Source organism: uncultured Dysgonomonas sp., assembly GCF_900079725.1.
Lineage (GTDB): Bacteria > Bacteroidota > Bacteroidia > Bacteroidales > Dysgonomonadaceae > Dysgonomonas.
The window spans coordinates 824,686-844,506 of record NZ_LT599032.1 but is presented as its reverse complement, the minus strand read 5'-3'; the positions used below and the strand labels follow the sequence as shown (position 1 = coordinate 844,506).

Annotated in this window: 16 protein-coding genes, 1 tRNA gene and 1 riboswitch; of the genes, 13 read left to right on the top strand and 4 right to left on the bottom strand. The window is 39.3% G+C overall.

Going from position 1 to position 19,821, the window contains the following annotated elements:
- The first annotated feature begins 50 nt into the window (after positions 1-50).
- The 9 genes from yaaA to QZL88_RS03625 all read left to right on the top strand — a co-directional run bounded on the left by yaaA (position 51) and on the right by QZL88_RS03625 (position 10,459).
- A complete protein-coding gene (gene yaaA, locus QZL88_RS03665) occupies positions 51-812 on the top strand; it encodes a peroxide stress protein YaaA (protein WP_296938673.1) in 762 nt (253 codons plus the stop codon).
- Positions 813-939: 127 nt separating this feature from the next.
- Complete coding sequence (gene gpmA, locus QZL88_RS03660; protein ID WP_006801449.1) at positions 940-1,686, top strand: 2,3-diphosphoglycerate-dependent phosphoglycerate mutase; 747 nt, start codon at positions 940-942, stop codon at positions 1,684-1,686.
- A gap of 179 nt (positions 1,687-1,865) precedes the next feature.
- Positions 1,866-2,447, top strand: a complete 582-nt coding sequence (locus tag QZL88_RS03655; RefSeq protein WP_296938672.1) for a 50S ribosomal protein L25/general stress protein Ctc — start codon at positions 1,866-1,868, stop codon at positions 2,445-2,447.
- 27 nt (positions 2,448-2,474) lie between these two features.
- Positions 2,475-3,038, top strand: coding sequence for an aminoacyl-tRNA hydrolase (gene pth, locus QZL88_RS03650; RefSeq protein WP_296938671.1), 564 nt, complete (start codon positions 2,475-2,477; stop codon positions 3,036-3,038).
- Positions 3,039-3,041: 3 nt separating this feature from the next.
- Positions 3,042-3,470 (top strand): RNA-binding S4 domain-containing protein, encoded by a 429-nt coding sequence (locus QZL88_RS03645; RefSeq protein ID WP_296938670.1) that lies wholly within the window; start codon positions 3,042-3,044, stop codon positions 3,468-3,470.
- Between the two features lie 100 nt (positions 3,471-3,570).
- Positions 3,571-3,817, top strand: a riboswitch (cobalamin riboswitch).
- A gap of 183 nt (positions 3,818-4,000) precedes the next feature.
- Entirely contained in the window at positions 4,001-4,222 is a 222-nt protein-coding gene (locus tag QZL88_RS03640) for a cysteine-rich CWC family protein (RefSeq protein ID WP_006801453.1), read from the top strand.
- A 259-nt stretch (positions 4,223-4,481) separates the two neighbouring features.
- Positions 4,482-6,212, top strand: coding sequence for a phosphoenolpyruvate carboxykinase (locus QZL88_RS03635; RefSeq protein ID WP_296938669.1), 1,731 nt, complete (start codon positions 4,482-4,484; stop codon positions 6,210-6,212).
- A gap of 247 nt (positions 6,213-6,459) precedes the next feature.
- Complete coding sequence (ppc, locus tag QZL88_RS03630) at positions 6,460-9,099, top strand: phosphoenolpyruvate carboxylase (RefSeq protein ID WP_296938667.1); 2,640 nt, start codon at positions 6,460-6,462, stop codon at positions 9,097-9,099.
- A 139-nt stretch (positions 9,100-9,238) separates the two neighbouring features.
- Positions 9,239-10,459 (top strand): 3-phosphoshikimate 1-carboxyvinyltransferase, encoded by a 1,221-nt coding sequence (locus tag QZL88_RS03625; RefSeq protein WP_296938665.1) that lies wholly within the window; start codon positions 9,239-9,241, stop codon positions 10,457-10,459.
- 8 nt (positions 10,460-10,467) lie between these two features.
- Here the strand turns inward: QZL88_RS03625 and era are convergent, their stop codons facing one another.
- Positions 10,468-11,349 (bottom strand): GTPase Era, encoded by an 882-nt coding sequence (gene era / locus QZL88_RS03620; protein WP_296938664.1) that lies wholly within the window; start codon positions 11,347-11,349, stop codon positions 10,468-10,470.
- A 288-nt stretch (positions 11,350-11,637) separates the two neighbouring features.
- Between era and QZL88_RS03615 the strand changes: the two genes are divergently transcribed.
- Positions 11,638-12,537 carry a PfkB family carbohydrate kinase gene (locus QZL88_RS03615; RefSeq protein ID WP_296938663.1) on the top strand — a complete coding sequence of 300 codons (900 nt, stop codon included), beginning with the start codon at positions 11,638-11,640 and terminating at the stop codon, positions 12,535-12,537.
- Between the two features lie 738 nt (positions 12,538-13,275).
- Here the strand turns inward: QZL88_RS03615 and QZL88_RS03610 are convergent.
- Positions 13,276-14,478, bottom strand: coding sequence for an MFS transporter (locus QZL88_RS03610; RefSeq protein WP_296938662.1), 1,203 nt, complete (start codon positions 14,476-14,478; stop codon positions 13,276-13,278).
- Positions 14,479-15,091: 613 nt separating this feature from the next.
- Between QZL88_RS03610 and QZL88_RS03605 the strand changes: the two genes are divergently transcribed.
- Positions 15,092-16,471, top strand: a complete 1,380-nt coding sequence (locus QZL88_RS03605) for a C1 family peptidase (RefSeq protein WP_296938661.1) — start codon at positions 15,092-15,094, stop codon at positions 16,469-16,471.
- A gap of 303 nt (positions 16,472-16,774) precedes the next feature.
- On the opposite strand, the gene prmA is transcribed toward QZL88_RS03605, so the two are convergent.
- Entirely contained in the window at positions 16,775-17,617 is an 843-nt protein-coding gene (gene prmA / locus QZL88_RS03600) for a 50S ribosomal protein L11 methyltransferase (protein ID WP_296938660.1), read from the bottom strand.
- A 186-nt stretch (positions 17,618-17,803) separates the two neighbouring features.
- Between prmA and QZL88_RS03595 the strand changes: the two genes are divergently transcribed.
- Positions 17,804-18,628, top strand: coding sequence for a hypothetical protein (locus tag QZL88_RS03595; protein ID WP_296938659.1), 825 nt, complete (start codon positions 17,804-17,806; stop codon positions 18,626-18,628).
- A gap of 275 nt (positions 18,629-18,903) precedes the next feature.
- Positions 18,904-19,596 carry a DUF554 domain-containing protein gene (locus QZL88_RS03590; RefSeq protein ID WP_296938658.1) on the top strand — a complete coding sequence of 231 codons (693 nt, stop codon included), beginning with the start codon at positions 18,904-18,906 and terminating at the stop codon, positions 19,594-19,596.
- Positions 19,597-19,656: 60 nt separating this feature from the next.
- Here the strand turns inward: QZL88_RS03590 and QZL88_RS03585 are convergent.
- A tRNA-His gene (locus tag QZL88_RS03585) sits at positions 19,657-19,732 on the bottom strand.
- Positions 19,733-19,821: the final 89 nt, after the last annotated feature.

The window sequence follows — 19,821 nt, the reverse complement described above, 5'->3', positions numbered from 1 at the left end:
TCTTGTGTCCTATCCTGTTCATAAGAAACACACATAATTAATATTGCAATATGATTATAACAATGTCTCCGGCGAAACTGCAGGACTTTGAATCCCCGGTTCCGGTAAGAGAAGCGACTATACCGCTTTATGCCAAAGAGGCGAAAGAATTGTATAAGTCAATGGAAGGTATATCCGCGCAGGAGATAGCTTCATTGATGAGTATCAATCCTCAACTGGCGCATAATGTATATCAGTATATTCATGCATACCCTCTGGCTAAGACACCACAAAGGCAGGCTGCATTTGCATACAATGGGATCGCTTATCAAGGGCTGGATGCAGAAACTTTTTCAGATAAGGATTTTGATTTTGCACAGAAGCATTTGATACATATATCCGGTTTGTACGGGGTTCTTCGTCCGCTCGATTTGATAAAACCGTACCGTTTAGAAATGCAAATTCCGCTGGCAAACAATAGGGGAAAAGACTTATACGCTTTCTGGTCGGAAACTATCAGCAAATATCTGGCAAAGCAGATGAAGGCAGATGACAATGTATGGATCAATCTGGCTTCGAAAGAATATGCAAAAGCAGTAAACCGTAAGCTTTTACCCAAAGGACATAAGGTAATAACTCCTATTTTTAAGCAACAGACGGATAAAGGTTATAAGCAGATTGTGGTATATGCAAAGAAAGCACGGGGGATGATGACCCGCTTTATTATTCAGCATCAGATTAAAGATGTAGAATATCTGAAGGGATTCGATACCGAAGGATATGTTTTTGCCCCACAATTGTCGGATGACAAGGAATGGGTATTTGTAAGGTAAATGCATTCCGAAATTTCAAGGTGGTAAGAATTAGAAAGAATATTGAAATCTTTAAATTTTTAAATCTTGAAACTTCTTGTTAACTTTGCGTTGCGAGAAAAATCACAAATTTAAATAGTAAATAAAGATGAAAAAAGTAGTATTGATTCGCCACGGGGAAAGCGTTTGGAACAAAGAAAACCGCTTTACGGGATGGACTAACGTAGACTTGTCGGAACAAGGAGTGCAGGAAGCAACTAAAGCCGGACAATTATTGAAGAAAGAAGGTTTTCAGTTTACCCTGGCCTATACTTCATATCTGAAAAGAGCCGTTAAGACATTGAACAACATTCTTGACCAAATGGATCTGGACTGGATTCCTGTTGAAAAAACATGGCGTTTGAATGAGAAACATTACGGTATGCTTCAAGGCCTGAACAAAGCTGAGACTGCTGAAAAATATGGTGATGAGCAAGTACTGGTTTGGAGACGCAGCTATGACGTTCCGCCTGCTCCACTGGAATCGACAGACCCGCGCTCAGCTTCACAAGACCCACGTTATGCAAGCGTACCTAAAGCATATATTCCTGAAACAGAAGCATTGAAAGAAACAGTAGAGCGTATTCTTCCTTATTGGCTGGAAGTTATCTATCCTTCATTGATGTGTCATGATGAAATTATCGTTGCCGCTCACGGAAACAGCCTTCGTGGTATTATCAAATATCTGAAAGGCATATCTGATGAAGATATCGTAAGCTTGAACCTGCCTACAGCAGTTCCTTACGTTTTCGAATTCGATGATGATCTGAATCTTGTAAAAGATTATTTCCTTGGCGATCCAGAAGAAATCAAAAAGCTGATGGATGCAGTTGCCAATCAGGGAAAGAAGAAGTGAATATTAAGGATTTACATATCAAGGGCATATATTCTCAAAAATATATGCTCTTTCTTTTTGAGTAAGTTAGGATAATAAAAAGAAAACCACTATCTTTGCCCCGCTTTTATAAGCCCGTACGTGTGATGGGAATGAGGAAGCAAATCCTTGATTTGAGTAACACATTTTAAAATTAAAAGATGAAAACATTTGAACTAAAAGGCGAAGCCAGAACAGACATTGGCAAAAAAGCAACTAAAGCTTTTCGTAAAGAAGACAAAATTCCTGCAGTTATCTATGGTGGAGAAAAAGCTGACAAAGCTATACATTTCATTGTGACAAACAGCGAAGTACGTAAATTGATCTATACTCCGGAAATTTTCCTTGTAGACCTTACAGTAGGAAAAGACAATTATAAAGCCATATTGAAAGATGTTCAGGTACACCCTGTTACAGATGAGATTCTGCATCTTGATTTCCTTCATGTATTTGAAAACAAGCCGATCGTAATTGATGTACCGGTAGTACTTGACGGACTGGCAGAAGGTGTTAAGGCAGGGGGTAAATTATCTCTTGACTTGCGTAAACTGAAAGTAAGAGCTCTTTACGATAAAGTACCGGAAAAAGTGCATGTTGATGTTTCGGGCCTTGCATTAGGTAAATCTATTCAGGTTGGAGAACTTCATTTCGAAGGACTTGAATTGCTGAATGCCAAAAATGGCGTTGTTTGCCGTGTTCAGTTGACTCGTGCAGCCAGAGGTCTTGCGGCTAAAAACGGCTAATAGCGGATAACTATAGAAAGATAACGAATGAAATATTTGATTGTCGGACTGGGTAATATTGGTCGAGAATACGAATATACCCGCCACAACATAGGATTCAGAGTATTGGACGCTTTAGCTAAAGCGTCCAATATTGTTTTTGCAGACAGGCGTTACGGCTTTGTGGCGGAGATGAAAGTGAAAGGACGTACACTTATCCTGCTAAAACCATCGACATACATGAACCTCAGTGGTAATGCCGTGCGCTATTGGATGAATCAGGAAAAAGTTCCTATCGAAAACGTATTGGTCGTAGTAGATGATCTGGCCCTGCCGTTCGGTTCTTTACGTCTCAAAGGAAAAGGCAGTGATGCCGGACATAATGGATTGAAGCATATACAGTCAATCTTGAGTACACAGGAATATGCTCGTTTACGTTTTGGTATTGGGAACGATTTTCCGAGAGGAGGACAAGTTGATTATGTCCTGGAAGGATTCTCTGACGAAGAGGAGAAAGAGCTTCCGGCTAAACTGGAAACTTGCGGAGAAATAATAAAGAGTTTTTGTCTGGCAGGGATACAAAACACAATGAATCAGTATAACAACAAATAAGATATGGCTAAAGAAGTAAAGAACGAAGTACGGATCGATAAATGGCTTTGGGCTGTGCGTCTGTTCAAAACGCGCTCTATTGCCATAGAGGCCTGCAAAAAAGGGCGTATAACAATAAAGGGTATAACAATAAAGCCATCACGAATGATAAAAGTCGGAGATGTGATAGAGGTTCGCCGTCCGCCTGTGACATATTCGTTCGAAGTATTGGCTCTTTCTGAAAACAGGATGGGAGCAAAGCTCGTTCCTGAATTTATGCGTGATGTAACTCTTCCTTCACAACTGGAAATATTGGAGATGTCCAAGATGACCGGATTTGTAGATCGAGCCCGTGGAACGGGGCGTCCTACAAAAAAAGATCGCCGCGAGTTGGAGCAGTTTACGGACGATTATTCTTTCTTCGATGATTGGGATCTGGAGGAAGAAAACTGACCTTGTACCTGCACATATAACAAGCATGCTATCCCGGGGGGCAGCATGCTTTTTTTTGATAACTTTCCGTCAAAACACATTGCAATTCTATTTTATTCTATATCTTTGTTTTCGTATTGGTGTTACAAGTCCGCATTTGCCGGATAGTAATGAAAAGGGAATCAGGTGTAAATCCTGAACAGTCGCGCTGCTGTAAGCTCTTATCAGTGAACAGTTAACAATAATCGGTTAACAGTATTGCTGAAAAAGTCTTTAAACAATACCCAATACCACTATTCATTATTGAATGGGAAGGATGTTTAAAGATAGAGTAAGTCAGAAGACCTGCCAAAGCATATATTTTCATCTTTCGCGGAAAAAGATAGGAAACAAGAGATTTATCTCACTATTTTAAGTATTTGTATTTCAAGAAATGATTGTGTTTAAATCAATCTTATGTCCATCGTATCTGTATGGCAACATAAGTTTATGTTATAGGCACTTTCTGATCTGGTTATCATTATATTACACATTTTTAAAAAATAAACACAATGAAAAAGATATGTAAAAGATGTTCGGCATCATTCAGTTGCAGGGAGGACAGGATAGAGCTATGTAGTTGCCGTAAAGTAAGTCTTGTTATAGGAGTTCGTGATTATATAAAAGATAATTACCGCGACTGCTTGTGTCCTAAATGTTTACAAGAAACCAACAGCTCCTTCTATGCATTCGATGTAAATCCTAAATTTTTGACTAAGAACAAAAATGAATGATTTATAAAGAACTATATTACAGTAAAATAGCAAAAACTTGTTTTAATTTTACAATTTATTATAAATTTAGTCATTAATTCGTTTAATTGTATAGGTAAGTTTCCTTAAATTTGAAGCTAGAAAGCATCTCAATCCTGATTATGATCAGGTTGGAGTAATCGGTTTATGATCTTCTGTTCGCTTTAGTCACGTAACAGAAGATTATAAGCTGAAAATTGTGCGGATAATCAAAAATTATAAATAATAAACAATATCAGACATGCTACAAGAATTCACTCTAGGCGAAGGTAAAGCAATAATCAACTTCACTCTGAAATTTTGCGACACGCGACAGAAAATACTTAACAGTTATGGATTCCATAGAGTTATAGAAGTCTTTATTCAGAAACTGAAGAAAGAAGAAGTTATTATTTACGAATACTATATCAAAGAATTTAAAACTGATGAGGAGTTTGAAAAAACGCTGATAGAGGCGTTTAAATTGCTTACAGTCTGCAATACAGATGAAGTGCAGAATGTGCATGGTAAATATGCTATCTTCTTCAATGATAAAGACTTGTTTATTGAACTGATAGAATTGCTATATAGCTTTTGGCGCAGGCTTGAACGATACACTATCGTTCACAACAGCTCGATAGGCAGTGGATTGCAGAGCGTTCGCTTTATGCAGGCCAATGAACTATTCAATGAGCTTATTCTCTCCATATACCGTCGTATCGAAGAAACCGTGATCGGCTATCAATATCGTGTATACCGTCAGCTGACAGCAGGCGCAAATGCAGCCCTTACACTGAGCGATATCAACTGGAACTGTCCTGTAGAATACAATGGATTGGCTCCTATACCGTTCATTACGGCAGTGATGTTTAATCCGCCATTTATTTCATATACAAAGAGAAATACACGTGACGGTATTTTCCAGGAACATAACATAAATCCGATTGAGAATATTGTTCTCAACGAAGACGACTGGTTCCTGTTTCCTGCTAAAGTAGGGAATATGCTCACATTTGTCTATTTCCATAAAGATTTCATGGTTCATGGATTTGCACTGGCAAACCTCTTCGAACTAGCTAAAGAGAGCGAATATATCGGTAAAAAACCGGACATTATCTATGTTTTCGGCTATCCTGACGGACATGAAGAAAAACGTACATTCTACTATAAAGATAAAAAGAACGACATCCTTATCGGTTATGCGAACCATTGTGATGATATAGACTATTTCGGATACATGAAGAAGATGTTACTTACACTTCACAATGTGAAGCAAATGGAAAAGAACCGTTTGCCGATACATGGTGCGATGGTAAATATCGCGCTGAAAAACGGAAAAGAGTCGAATATTATTATTATGGGAGACAGTGGTGCCGGAAAATCAGAAAGCCTCGAGGCCTTCCGTACACTGAACGAGAAATATATCCGTCATATGCGTATCATATTCGATGACATGGGATATCTGAAAAAAGAAGCAGATGGCACTATAAAAGGTTATGGAACAGAGATCGGAGCATTTGTCCGTATCGATGACCTCGATCCTATGTATGCTTTTGAGCAATTAGAAAGAGGAATTTATACCAATCCAGATAAGGTTAATGCCCGTATAACGATACCTGCTGCCACTTATGATGTTATTATGAAAGGATACAAAGTCGATTATTTCCTTTATGCGAATAACTATACAGAGTCGGATACGAAGATTCAATTCTTTACTGACCTGGATGAAGCAATCAAAGTATTCGAAGCCGGAGCCCGTAAAGCAAAAGGTACTACCACCGAAAAAGGTTTGGTGACATCTTATTTTGCCAATCCGTTCGGACCTGTTCAGGAACAGAAACTTGCCGGTAAGCTTATCAAAGAGTACTTTACCGATATGGATAAAAACGGAGTTAAGATAGGTGAGATTTATACTTCACTAGCCATAGAAGGTCAAAGTAAAGACGGACCTCGCGAAGCTGCAGAGGAGTTGTTCACACTGATTAATGAATAAGATATTCTTATCCCTTTCCCTTCAACAGGGAAAGGGGTATCTTTAATATTCTTTAATACTACATTTTGCCCAAAAATTAGACTGTATGTAAAACATTAGAGATATTCTGATGTTTATAGATAAACACTAAATGGATACTAAAGGTCGCAGACCTTTTTTCTTACTGTTTTAGGTATATGGCAACGAATCATTGTTATATCTTAATCCAGAATATTAAATACTTCATTTACATAATAAATAGTAGACTATGAGTAATTTGCAGCAATCTTTGATGCATAACAATATCAAACTGCTTGGTGATATGCTGGGTAAGACAATCGGCGAAGCTAAGGGAAAGGATATGGTCGATCTGATAGAAACAGTTCGCAGACTATCCAAAGCCTCGCATTCGGGAGATATTGAAGCACATAAATCGCTGGTGAAGACACTACAGAATCTGAAAGATGAGGAGTTTCTTCCCGTGGCACGTTCGTTTAATCAGTTCCTGAATTTAACGAATACGGCTGAGCAGTATAATAGTGTATCGCCCCATGCTCAGGGGGCCGAAAATCCGGTTAATTTTCCAGATATATATAAAAAACTGAAAGATGCGAATCTTAGTGATGAAGCGATAATAAAAGCAATAGAGAATATCTCTATTGATCTGGTATTAACTGCACATCCTACAGAGATAAACAGGCGTTCGCTTATCAATAACCTGAATCAGGTAGATCACTGTCTTGCATTGCTCGACCATGATGATTTGGCTAATTACCAAAAGGTGCAGATTTTGCGTAGGTTGAAACAACTTATCGCCCAATATTGGTATACAGACGAAATTCGTCAAAAGCGCCCAACCCCCAACGAGGAGGCCAAATGGGGATATGAAGTTGTGGAAAACAGCCTGTGGAAAGCTGTTCCTGCATATATCCGTGAACTGGACGAACAGATAAAGAATACAATACCGTACCGGCTACCGGTTGATGCCCGTCCGATACACTTCTCATCGTGGATGGGAGGCGACCGCGATGGTAATCCGAATGTGACGGCAAAAATAACTCACGAAGTATTGTTGGACAGCCGCAAAAGAGCAGCAAAACTGTTTCTTGAAGATGTTGAAGTTCTGGTAAAAGAACTTTCAATGGCTACATGCACTACTGAATTCAGAGATTATATCAAAGATTATGAAATTCAGGAGCCATACCGTGAATTAATGAAAAGATTGCGTACCAGACTAAAAAATACTGTCGCTTATCTGGATGCGCGTATCGAAGGTAAGAATCCTGAACGCACAGAGGATATACTTATTCATAACGAACAATTATGGGAACCGCTTTATGAGTGCTACAAATCACTCGTAGCCTGTAAAATGGAAATAATAGCCGACGATAAACTGCTCGATACTATGCGGCGTGTACGTTGTTTTGGCTTAACATTGACTCAACTGGATATTCGTCAGGAGAGTACAATACATACAGAAGCCTTGTCTGAAATAACGCGCTACCTTGGATTGGGAGACTACGAGACTTGGTCGGAGGAAGACAAACAGGCATTCCTTATAAAAGAACTTAATTCGAGACGTCCGCTCATCCCTCGTAACTGGGAACCTAGTCCTCAGACGAAGGAAGTTCTTGAAACCTGTAGGGTAATAGCGGAAAGCCCGGTTGGCTCTATCCCTACCTATGTCATCTCAATGACAAGAACACCATCAGATATTCTGGCTGTGTATTTGTTGCTCAAGGAAGCGGATTGTCCGTTTACTTTACCTGTGACTCCATTGTTTGAAACGCTGAATGACTTGAATAATGCCAATGGAATTATGCAACAATTGTTTGCTATCAATTGGTATAAAGGTATTATCAAGAATAAACAAATGATCATGATCGGTTATTCCGACTCAGCTAAAGATGCAGGTTCACTTGCAGCCGGGTGGGCGCAATACCGTGCACAGGAAGCTTTGATCAAAACCTGTCAGGATGCAGGAATAGCTCTTACATTATTTCATGGTCGTGGCGGTACGGTCGGCCGTGGCGGAGGCCCTGCTAAGGTTGCTCTTTTCTCACAGCCTCCCGGCTCGTTGAAAGACGGACTCCGTGTGACGGAGCAAGGCGAGATGATCCGTTTTAAATTGGGTTTACCTGATCTGGCTATCAAGACACTATCGCTATATACCGATGCTATACTGGAGGCTAACCTTCTTCCTCCTCCCGCCCCTAAACAGGAGTGGAGAGACCTGATGGATGAACTTTCCGATATTTCATGCAATAGTTATCAGGGGCTGGTTCGCAGAGAGCCTGATTTTATCCCGTATTTCTATCAGGCTACACCTGAGGCGGAATTGGCTCGCTTGCCACTGGGGTCACGCCCGGCAAAACGCCGTCCGAATGGGGGAGTGGAAAGTCTTCGTGCAATTCCATGGATTTTCGGATGGACTCAAAACCGCCTGATGCTTCCGGCGTGGCTGGGTGCAGGGGAAGCCTTGCAGCAGGTGATAGACAATGGTAAAATGGATACGCTGAAAGCGATGTATAAAGACTGGCCGTTCTTTGGAACCCGTATCAGTATGCTTGAAATGGTATTTGCCAAAGCCGACTTGCGTATGTCGCAGTATTATGATGAAAGGCTTGTGGAGGATAAGTTACAGATACTGGGAAAAAAACTGAGAAGTCAACTCGAAAGCGATATGAATACAATATTGAGGATATCTCAGGATGACCATTTGATGGAGAGCCTGCCCGATGTTGCGGAAAATATCGCAATGCGCAATATTTATACAAATCCGCTGAATCTTCTTCAGGTGGAATTGTTGCACCGGACGAGAAAAGACGAGGAGCATTCGTCGGAACTGGAATTGGCTCTGATGATTACAATCTCGGGTATCGCTGCCGGTATGCGTAATACAGGATGATAATAACCAGTGATAATAAATAATCTGAATACTCATAAAAGTCAAAAATGTTGTTATTCGTAGTAAATTCTTAATCTATGTTTAAGACTTTGATTTTTATGAGTTTTTGTTTAAATTCGTATGAAGATTAAATCACGATATGCAATATAAAATCACGGCACCAAATGCCTTAAATTCGATCATACCGCTTCCTGCTTCGAAAAGCATCAGTAACAGGGCTCTTATATTAAATGCGTTGAGCCTAAGTGCCTCGGAAATAGCCAATCTTTCAGATTGCGATGATACCAATGTGATGGTCGAGGCTTTCACCTCGGGTAGTAACCTGATAGATGTGAAAGCGGCCGGAACCTCTATGCGCTTTCTGACAGCCTTCCTTGCTATTACTCCCGGTGAATGGATTATAACGGGAACAGAACGCATGAAAGAACGCCCGATCCATCTTTTGGTAGACGCCTTAGTCTCTTTAGGTGCCCGCATCCAATATATAGGGAATGTGGGATATCCGCCACTGAAGATTAAGGGTACAGCACTGGATGGAGGTGAAATCTACTTGTCCGGGGATGTTAGTTCCCAATTTATATCTGCTTTGCTAATGATAGCTCCTTCCATGAGTAAGGGGTTGACAATACATCTGGAAGGGAATATTATATCTGTACCATATATTAAACTGACATTGGGTATGATGGCCCAGTTTGGAGTTAAGACTCATTGGGACGGGCGAACAATTAAGATACATCCCGAAGAATATCGTACAACGAACTATATTGTAGAATCGGACTGGTCTGCAGCTTCATACTGGTATGAAATAGCTGCACTTGTCGACGATGCTCATATCGAGTTGAAGGGCCTGTTTAAAAACAGTATGCAGGGGGACTCTAAAGTTGCCGAGTTGTTTCTTGACTTGGGTGTAGCTACCGAATATACCAAAGATGGTGTGATACTGACCAAGACCGGAAAGGTAACAAAAAAGATGTTCCATAATTTTGTTAATGAACCGGATCTGGCCCAGACTTTTGCCGTTACATGCTGTATGATGGGTATTCCATTTATGTTCACAGGCTTACAGACACTCAAGATAAAGGAGACAGACCGGATAGAGGCATTGAAAAATGAAATGAAGAAGTTAGGCTATCTTTTGTATGATAGCGAGAACAGTATTCTGGAATGGAACGGCGAAAAGTGTGAGCCGGAGGCTGACCCGGTAATAAAAACTTATGAAGACCACCGCATGGCGATGGCCTTTGCTCCGGCGGCTATAAAACTGGATCATATAAATATTGCGCACCCTAAGGTGGTGACAAAGTCTTACCCTCGCTTCTGGGACGACCTCAAGTCGGTAGGATTTTCAATTGAAGAGTAAAAGTAAAATCAATCCAGACGATATCCGTATTGGCGGAGTAGGTTATCCCTGCTTCGCCAATCTTTTTCTACTTTGACATATATTTCAAGGAATATCTTTTTATTGAAGAAGCGTTCCATATCTTTGCGGGCCATCGTGGCCACCTTTTTCAGGGCTGCGCCTTTGTGGCCTATGATGATGCCTTTCTGAGTATCGCGTTCGGCAATTATCAAAGCTCTGATATTGATAATCTCCCTTTCGTCTTTAAATTCCTCGACGATGACTTCCACTGCATAAGGAACTTCCTTTTGATAATAAAGGAGAATCTTTTCACGGATGATTTCCGTTACAAAGAAGCGGGCAGGGCGGTCGGTGAGTGCATCTTTTTCGAAGTAGGGAGGAGATTCGGGAATTAAATCCAATATTCTTTTCTTTACGGTATCTACATTGAATTTATTCAGGGCAGATATAGGATATATTTCGGCTTTTGGCAACAGTTCTTTCCATTGTGTTACCAGTTTTTCCAATTCCTGCTGATTGGTCTGGTCTATTTTATTGATTAGCAGTAAGACGGGTGCATCTACGTTTTGTACTTTTTGCAGAAATTCTTCGTTCTTATCTGTTTTTTCTATAACATCCGTCATATAGAGCAGTACATCGGCATCACTTAGAGCGGATACGGAGAAGTTAAGCATTGACTCCTGTAATTTATAGTTAGGCCGCAGCACCCCGGGAGTATCTGAATATACAATCTGATAGTCGTCAGTATTCACGATACCTAATATGCGATGGCGCGTAGTTTGCGCCTTTGAAGTAATGATGGAAACTTTTTCTCCCACGAGAAGATTCATCAATGTTGATTTTCCTACGTTGGGATTGCCTACTATATTTACAAATCCGGATTTATGCATCTGATATATGTTCTATTTATTTGAAGACAAAAGTAGTAAATAAAGATTTATAATACTGAGAGCCTATTTAAATTTTACCAAAACATTTTGTTATAGTTGTTTTTCGTTCATCTTCAGCCTCTTTTTGCCTAATTTATCCTTTCACTCAGCTCCAATAGCCCGCTATTATCGCTTCGTGGAAGAATAAATTAACCTAAAAACAGACCAGAAAATTAGAACGAATAAAATCTAAACAGGCTCTGAATTCGTAACAATTTTACTACTTTTGCATTTCAAATAAACAGAATAATGCATAAACATGATCTTTGCTGTGTAGGGCACATCACTTTGGATAAAGTGGTGACTCCTAAAAAAACAGTGCATATGCCTGGTGGCACAGCCTTTTATTTCTCTCACGCTATCCGTCATTTTGATGATATAGATTATTCATTGGTTACATCTCTGGCCGAGTCTGAAATGAGTGTCGTAGACGATCTGCGATCCAAAAATGTAGATGTACACGTTATCCCGAGCCAACATTCCGTATATTTTGAGAATATATACGAAGAAAATCAGAATAATCGCACACAGCGGGTTTTGGCAAAGGCTGACCCTTTCTCTGTAGACGGCTTTGAAAATTTAGATGCTAAAATATTCTTATTAGGTGCATTACTTGCTGATGATTTTTCGCTTGAACTGGTTGAGTATCTTTCACGCAAGGGACTTATCGCAGTCGACTCACAAGGGTATCTGCGCGAAGTAAGGGATCAGAATGTATATCCTATAGACTGGAATAATAAACTGGAAACTTTAAAATATGTCCATATCCTGAAAGTAAACGATCTGGAAATGGAAGTTCTTACGGGAATGAAGGACATAAAGCAAGCTTCACAGCAATTATACGATTGGGGTGTAAAGGAAGTACTGGTGACTCTCGGCAGTTTAGGCTCTGTAATTTATGACGGGAAAGAGTTTTATAAGATACCGGCCTATAAACCGGCAGAAGTAGTTGATGCAACAGGTTGCGGCGATACTTATGTTACAGGTTACCTGTATAAGCGGGCCAAAGGGGCTGGTATAGAAGAGGCAGGTAAATTTGCTGCCGCAATGGCAACTATCAAAATAGAGAATTCAGGTCCGTTTAACGGCACAAAAGAAGATGTGGAAAATAGGATAAGGACAGCGGAACAGATAATTCCTGTTGTTTAATACTGAGTTATAAGTTATGAATTGATTATTTTGAATTCACTCATAATTTATTAATTGATATGAATCTGTGATTGAATTTTAAGGTTCAATTACATCAGTCGTTTTTCGTGACTCGGCATAATCAAAATGAATTTTATTTCTGCTCTCGCTACTTAAAACGTTCAATTGTTTTCTACTACGCGCAATCAAAGATTGCTTGTGTTCCTTTTTTCCTAAGCAAAAAAAGGAACCAAAAATGCTTTGACGCCCGCTTTATAGGCCGACCCATAACGGACTTAAAGGCTAAACGAAAAAACTCGCTCTCAATAAAACATAATATGAATCGATCGACAAGCTCAAACACGTTTTCGTTTTTTAGCCTTTTTCACCCTATGGGTACCCCGTCCATAAAGCAAATGGCGTCCGCTGACGCATGACAAGGCTGACGCGTATTTCATCATAGGGCTTCGCCTACAGGGGCGTCAGCTCCCGCGCATTAGTTCCGCAGGCGGGCACCCAATCCGTATAGCGAAGGTGTAGAGCAAAATACGGTAGCTGCTATACCCCGCTGATAATCCGTCTAAAGATGATTTCGTATTATTTTGCTCCACCGAAGCTGCGGTTTTGGGTCGCCGAGAAACGGAGCGCTAGCCTTTTGGTTCGTTTTGGGCAATGCCAAAATGAACATTTAAACGAAACGAAGTGTAGTCTATAAAAATTGAACGTTAAAAATCAACCACTGATTAGCAAAACTCATAACTACTTTCTCAATGTTTTGCTCAATGCAGCAATAACAACAATGCATCCGCCCAATAATCCCACTGCAAGATAAGCCCATTCCATTCCATGACTGTCGGATATGGCTCCTACTAATAGCGGGGCAACCAACGGCCCTACAAAGCTGATACTCGACATAATGGTAAGGGCAGTTCCGACCGGAGTCTTAGCCTTATCCCCGACAATACTGTATAATGTAGGTACTACGCAGGATATTCCCAGACCGATAAGCATAAAGCCGATAGAATTGATTATGACTTTTATAATAAGGGTATCGGCAGTATGAATAAACAAGGAAGATGTAACGAAGCCTATCAGTATAAGCGCACCGGCAATCTGTAGCACTGTTTTCTTTTGCCAGATACGGTATGCGAAATTGGTAAGCATACGCCCCGAAAACATCATAATCATAAATACAAGGAAACCTACCTGTAGCGATTCAGGCGCTTTTATAACCGATTGGAAATATACATCGCTCCATTCGAACATCGTATTTTCTACGATGAGAGCAAGCAACCACACCAGGCCTAATTGTATAAGCAATGTTTCCGGCATACGGAAACCCTTGGCTTTTACCTGTGGTTCTATCTTCTTTTCTGCTTTTGGTGATGCTTCCTGCAGATATTTATAATTGATAAGTATAGCGATAAGTGCGGTTATTGTAATTATAGCAAAATGGACGAAAGTCCCTACTTTCAGGTTAATCATACCATAACCTATCAATGCGCCGATACAGGCGGCAAGGCTCCAGCTTGCGTGGAATGTGGCAATGATGGGTTTTCCGTAGATGCGCTCTACTTCGATAGCCTGTGTATTGAGCGATATGTCGGTCATATTCCAAAAAATACCAAACAGGAACATGGTTATTCCCAATCCGGTAATATTAGGCATTAAGCTAACCAAAAAGAGGGAGAGTGTAAAGCCTGTAATACTTATCAGAACGGTTTTCTTACTACCGATACGAGGCAGAAAGAATCCGACCAGTGGTATGGCTACGAATTTACCTATCGGTATAAGGAACATAAGCAAACCATAGTGCAGATAACTTTCTACACTGAAATCTTTTTTTATGTCCGGTAAGCGGCTTGCCCAACTGGCAAAGCATAATCCCTGGGCTATAAAAAGAGCCATTACGGCATAACGTATTCTTTGTTTGGAGTAAGAGGCCGGCTGTATTTCAGTCATTTTCCTGATGATTTTTTGATTAAAACGATGCAAAGATAAATTCTTTAGATAAGAATCTTCATATGTATGGCAATTATTTATCCTTATACCGGAAGTTTGAGGTATAATTTCTTTTCGGGTTTATCTATATAATGGCTGCTAATCTTTGGGTTAGCTTGTAGTTCTTTGAAAGATTGATATGAAGATTTAAAGATTTGAAAATTGAGAAAGCGTAAAAGACTGTAACCTTTGTTACTTTTTTGAGAAAGAATTGCGACCAGATAAGGTACGAGTTATTATCATTGGTTACTGGCAACTATTCATTGTAAAAACTGTTACTTCTGTTACTTTTTAACAATACGATGTGAATATAGGTTAAATTAATAAAGCGGATGAGGATTGTATTGTTAATTTTTAATTTTTAATTTGAAAGGAGGTCGAATACTGCAACCTTTATCCATTTATGTAACACCAGGGTACTATTTATCCCGCCGTATTTCTTATTTTTGTATTATTAAAACTATTAATCGATCTGTCTGGCCATAACAGCCAATGTACATTTATAGAAGTATAAATCTTGGAACTTGGTGTATATGTTGTTACCTTATGATCATTAAATATAAACTATTCATATATGAAAAAGATTCTGTTAACAGGAGCCTTATTATGTTCTTCGGTAATTCTGTCAGCGCAAATCATTACAGAAAAAGAACTGCAGGAAATACAATCGAGTTTTATAAAAGATGCTCCTACGAAAGCCATCCAGAACATTCTGACAACGAATGCCAATATTACGGCAAATGCCCTGAATCGTGATCTACAAGGTAAGATAGATCATTATTTTCGGTACAGAGTAAATGTAAAAGGGATAACGGATCAGAAAAGCTCGGGGCGTTGTTGGATGTTTACATCTATGAATGTATTGCGTCCGTCTATTATGGAGAAATACAATGTCAGCGAATTTGACTTCTCTCATAATTATCTGTATTTCTGGGATATTTTTGAAAAAGCAAACCTGTTTCTCGAAAATATTATAGGTACAAGTAAGGATCCGTTCGGAGACAGAGCAGTGGAATACTTGTTCAAATCTCCTGTAGGCGACGGTGGGGTATGGAATCTGTATTATAATGCCGGAAAGAAATATGGAGTTGTGCCTCAGGATGTGATGCCCGAAACGGCGCATTCGAACAATACAAGACAAATGCTTGGTTTGCTGAATGAGAGACTACGCTCCGGCGGATATAATCTGAGGGAACAGGTGGCTTCAGGTAAAAAAATACCAGATCTCAGGTCGGAGAAAACAGTTATACTAAAAGATGTGTACCGCATTCTGGCTCTGTGTCTTGGTGAACCGCCCACAGAATTTACATGGAGATATAAGGATAAAAACGGTATTATAAAAGAGTTGCGTAATTATACTCCAAAGCAGTTTTATGACGCAATTACTCCGGAAGATTATTCTCCTGATAATTATATCATGGTGATGAACGACCCTACACGTGAGTATTATCAACTATATGAGATTCAGAATTACAAGAATACAATAGAGGGCATCAACTGGATATATCTGAATCTGCCGAATGAAGATATAAAGAAAGCTGCTCTGGCCTCCATAAAGAATAATGAAGCCATGTATGCCTCTTGTGATGTAGGTAAGCAGATAAACCGGGAATCGGGAATTCTTGACCCCGGTATGTATGATTACCAGTCTTTATTGGGTGTAAATTTATCGATGGACAAGAAAGCACGCATCTTAACACGGCAAAGCGGGTCGAGCCATGCCATGACATTGATAGGTTGCGACACGGATGTGAGTGATACTCCTGTAAAATGGGAATTTGAGAATAGCTGGGGAGCTGCTTCGGGCAATAAAGGTTATCTGACTTTTACAGATAAATGGTTTAGTGAATATATGTTTCGCCTGGTCGTACATAAGAAATATCTGGATGCCAAAGCGGTCGATTGTCTTAAACAGAAGCCTGTACAGTTACCAATGTGGGATTATATGAATTAAACTGGCACGTATTTTGTTATTATGCAGAGTGTATGGGGCGAATTATGTGTTGATAAATAAAATTAACTAAAATTGGGGCAATGTTAAAAGGGTTTAAAAAAGATTGGTTTTCGGCTTCGATATGTTAGCATTATTTATAAAAAATATGTTTTATAATATGTTTTTTTATTTGGTACGGTTTGATTTATGTCGTTCCTTTGTATCGATAACCAAACAATCTTTATTTACCTTAAAGCCTAATACCTAATTTAACTCACACATAAGAGGAGGTTTCGAATCAGAAGCCTCCTCTTATGTCTTTTATTAAGACAATTTAGTAAACTTTACTGCCACCCAGTTGTCTTTTTCGGTGTTGTATTCAAATATTAACTCATTTTTACTACTCTCTTCTTTTATGGCCGGAATATCTTCTACATAAAAACCACTCATGTATAGTGTTCCTCCATTATTTAGAACTGAAGCATAAGAATGGATATCATTCAGTAATATATTTCGGTTGATATTGGCCAGGATGATATCGAATTTCTCACCACCTAATAGTTCTGCTCCGCCTATCTTTACATCCACATTGTTAACGTTATTCAAATTAAGATTCTCAATAGCGTTATCATACGCCCACTGATCTATATCTATGGCAATTATAGGATTCGCGCCGCGCATAGAGGCTAGTATAGCAAGGATAGCAGTACCCGTGCCCATATCGAGAACCGATTTGCCGTGAAAATCGTCTTTCAGTATTTCCCGTATCATCAGTTCGGTAGTCTGGTGATGTCCGGTTCCGAAGGCCATTTTAGGATCGATGTATATATTGTAGTCATATGTTGCAGGAACATTGTGGAATGTACTCTGAATGATACATTTGTCGTCGATAATCAGTGGCTGGAAATAGTTCTTCTCCCACTCTTCGTTCCAGTTTTGGTCTTCTATGCTTTTGTATGTATAGAGGATTTCGGCTTCTACAGGGAGTGAGTTCAGAGACTTATCCAACTCCTCGATATTAAACAGGCTGCTTTGAATGTATGCTGTTGTGCCGAGTTCGTCTTCAATGAAACTTTCAAATCCTATTTCTGCGATTGTGGCTGACAGTACACTATTGACGATCTCATCATTGGGTGTACATATAAATTTAACTTCAATATAATTCATAATAATAATTAGTTTTGTGCAAAAGTACATTTTTATTCTTATTTCCCGTTTTTAAGATATGGTATATCTGTGTCATAAATAATTTAACATTCAACTATTTATGCAGCTTAACTTTTTTTATATCTTTGCGGCTTGAAGAGTAGATAACCTAACACTTTATTAACTAAACCTAACAACTAAAAAAACATGAGACTATTATTACTGACTATCATCGCATTATGCGTATTGCCTTTTCACGCTCAAGAGACTACAACTACTTCACTTACCGATTCTATTGCAGCAGTCACGGAAACTATTGAAGTTCCAAAGAAAAAGTCTGAGAATACATTTCTCTCCCACCTTAGTGTAGGCCTAAGGGCTTCAACCATGGGAATCGGTTTGCAGGCGGCAACACCAATAAACGATTATTTCAAATTACGTGCAGGAATTGATTTTGTCGGGTTTAAGACAAGTACATTCGATATTAGTTTAGATGACCCGGATGGTGTTTTTGATGCGGCTTTTGGCTATACTCCTGATTATAAAATGAAAGGAGAACTGAACTTTACCAATGGAAATGTATTGGTGGATTTTCATCCTACAAAAGGCATATTCCATCTTACAGCAGGTGTGTTTATCGGTGCAAATAAATTGAAAGCGAAAGGCTTTCTTGCAGACTATGACGGAAATCCGGCTAAACTAAAAGAGGGAGTAACAGAATGGCCGTATCTTGACTTCGATGGTCACAGGTTAACTCTGGATGATGCAAATCTGGATGCAACCCTTCAACTGGGAAAAACGATCAAGCCATATTTCGGACTGGGAGTTGGGCGTGCTATCGCAAACAAGCGTGTTGCTTTCAAATTTGAACTTGGTATGATCTATCAGGGGAATTACAGTCTTAAACAAAATGGGAGAAAAGTGGATGTCGTGAGTAATGCATCTGAAAGCTTTGAAGATATAGATGATTATACTAAATGGCTGAAATGGTGGCCTATGCTCAATTTTCAGTTGTCATACAAAATATTCTAATCTGGAATAACATAATCTTAAAGAGGCTGTTCCAAAAGTATTTTTTCATATCATTTTGTCATGTTGAACGGAGTGAAACATCTCGTATACCGAGGATCGAGATTCTTCGCTACACTCAGAATGACAAAGAGGATAACACTTTAATAGTGTAATTTTACTTTTGGGACAGCCTCTTTTTATTTCTGTAAACGAATTAGATTTGTGGGTGATAAAATGTCAATATATTTTCTATTTTTGTAGATAATCAAATCTATTTAAACACAATTGTTGTATCTATGATAGGAACACTCGTCAATACTGGGGCAATTATAGGAGGAAGTCTTATTGGCTTGATAGTTCATTCCAGATTATCTCCCAAAATGACAGGTATTGTATTTCAGGGTATCGGGCTGGTTACTCTTGCAATCGGCATATCAATGTCACTACGCATAGAAAGTATGATTATTGTAGTGGTGAGTATTGTACTGGGTTCCATAACCGGACAGGGTATCGATATAGATAAACATTTGCGGCGCCTTTCCAATTATCTGGAATCCAAAAGTTCGGGAACGAAAAAAGGCAATGCGGCAACAAATCAGTTTACAGAAGGTTTTATCACTGCCTCTATGCTGTTTTGTGTTGGTTCTATGGCTATATTGGGTGCAATTGAAGATGGTATGGGAAAGTCTCCGGATTTGTTGTTGACTAAGTCTATTATGGATGGAATTTCGTCCATAGCTCTGGCCTCCACATTTGGTATCTGTATTTTGTTTTCATCCGTTCCCGTTTTGGTTTATCAGGGAGGGTTGACTTTGTTTGCAGCTTTTATTATGCGTTATATGAGCGATGATATGACGGCGAATATGACCGGGGTAGGAGGGATTCTGTTGATCGGATTAGGGATTAGTATCCTTAAGATAAAGGATATCAATGTGACGAATATGCTTCCGGCCTTGGTCGTTGTGGTGATATTATCATACTTCTTTTGATTATAGCATGGCTATAAAAATAAAAAGAAACTGCTTGATAAACAGTTTCTTTTCTTTTTAGGGTGAAAGACGGGTCTCGAACCCGCGACCTTCGGAACCACAATCCGACGCTCTAACCAACTGAGCTACAATCACCATTTTTGCATTCGCGGTGCAAATATATGTATTTTTATTATAATAACAAGGTTTCCGTGAGAAAAAATATAAAGCATTTTGTAGATATAC

What these genes read in the sequence shown, in the direction of transcription:
- yaaA (WP_296938673.1), top strand. Translation starts at nt 51, where the DNA reads ATGATTATAACAATGTCTCCGGCGAAACTGCAGGACTTTGAATCCCCG.
- gpmA (WP_006801449.1), top strand. Translation starts at nt 940, where the DNA reads ATGAAAAAAGTAGTATTGATTCGCCACGGGGAAAGCGTTTGGAACAAA.
- QZL88_RS03655 (WP_296938672.1), top strand. Translation starts at nt 1,866, where the DNA reads ATGAAAACATTTGAACTAAAAGGCGAAGCCAGAACAGACATTGGCAAA.
- pth (WP_296938671.1), top strand. Translation starts at nt 2,475, where the DNA reads ATGAAATATTTGATTGTCGGACTGGGTAATATTGGTCGAGAATACGAA.
- QZL88_RS03645 (WP_296938670.1), top strand. Translation starts at nt 3,042, where the DNA reads ATGGCTAAAGAAGTAAAGAACGAAGTACGGATCGATAAATGGCTTTGG.
- QZL88_RS03640 (WP_006801453.1), top strand. Translation starts at nt 4,001, where the DNA reads ATGAAAAAGATATGTAAAAGATGTTCGGCATCATTCAGTTGCAGGGAG.
- QZL88_RS03635 (WP_296938669.1), top strand. Translation starts at nt 4,482, where the DNA reads ATGCTACAAGAATTCACTCTAGGCGAAGGTAAAGCAATAATCAACTTC.
- ppc (WP_296938667.1), top strand. Translation starts at nt 6,460, where the DNA reads ATGAGTAATTTGCAGCAATCTTTGATGCATAACAATATCAAACTGCTT.
- QZL88_RS03625 (WP_296938665.1), top strand. Translation starts at nt 9,239, where the DNA reads ATGCAATATAAAATCACGGCACCAAATGCCTTAAATTCGATCATACCG.
- era (WP_296938664.1), bottom strand. Translation starts at nt 11,349, where the DNA reads ATGCATAAATCCGGATTTGTAAATATAGTAGGCAATCCCAACGTAGGA.
- QZL88_RS03615 (WP_296938663.1), top strand. Translation starts at nt 11,638, where the DNA reads ATGCATAAACATGATCTTTGCTGTGTAGGGCACATCACTTTGGATAAA.
- QZL88_RS03610 (WP_296938662.1), bottom strand. Translation starts at nt 14,478, where the DNA reads ATGACTGAAATACAGCCGGCCTCTTACTCCAAACAAAGAATACGTTAT.
- QZL88_RS03605 (WP_296938661.1), top strand. Translation starts at nt 15,092, where the DNA reads ATGAAAAAGATTCTGTTAACAGGAGCCTTATTATGTTCTTCGGTAATT.
- prmA (WP_296938660.1), bottom strand. Translation starts at nt 17,617, where the DNA reads ATGAATTATATTGAAGTTAAATTTATATGTACACCCAATGATGAGATC.
- QZL88_RS03595 (WP_296938659.1), top strand. Translation starts at nt 17,804, where the DNA reads ATGAGACTATTATTACTGACTATCATCGCATTATGCGTATTGCCTTTT.
- QZL88_RS03590 (WP_296938658.1), top strand. Translation starts at nt 18,904, where the DNA reads ATGATAGGAACACTCGTCAATACTGGGGCAATTATAGGAGGAAGTCTT.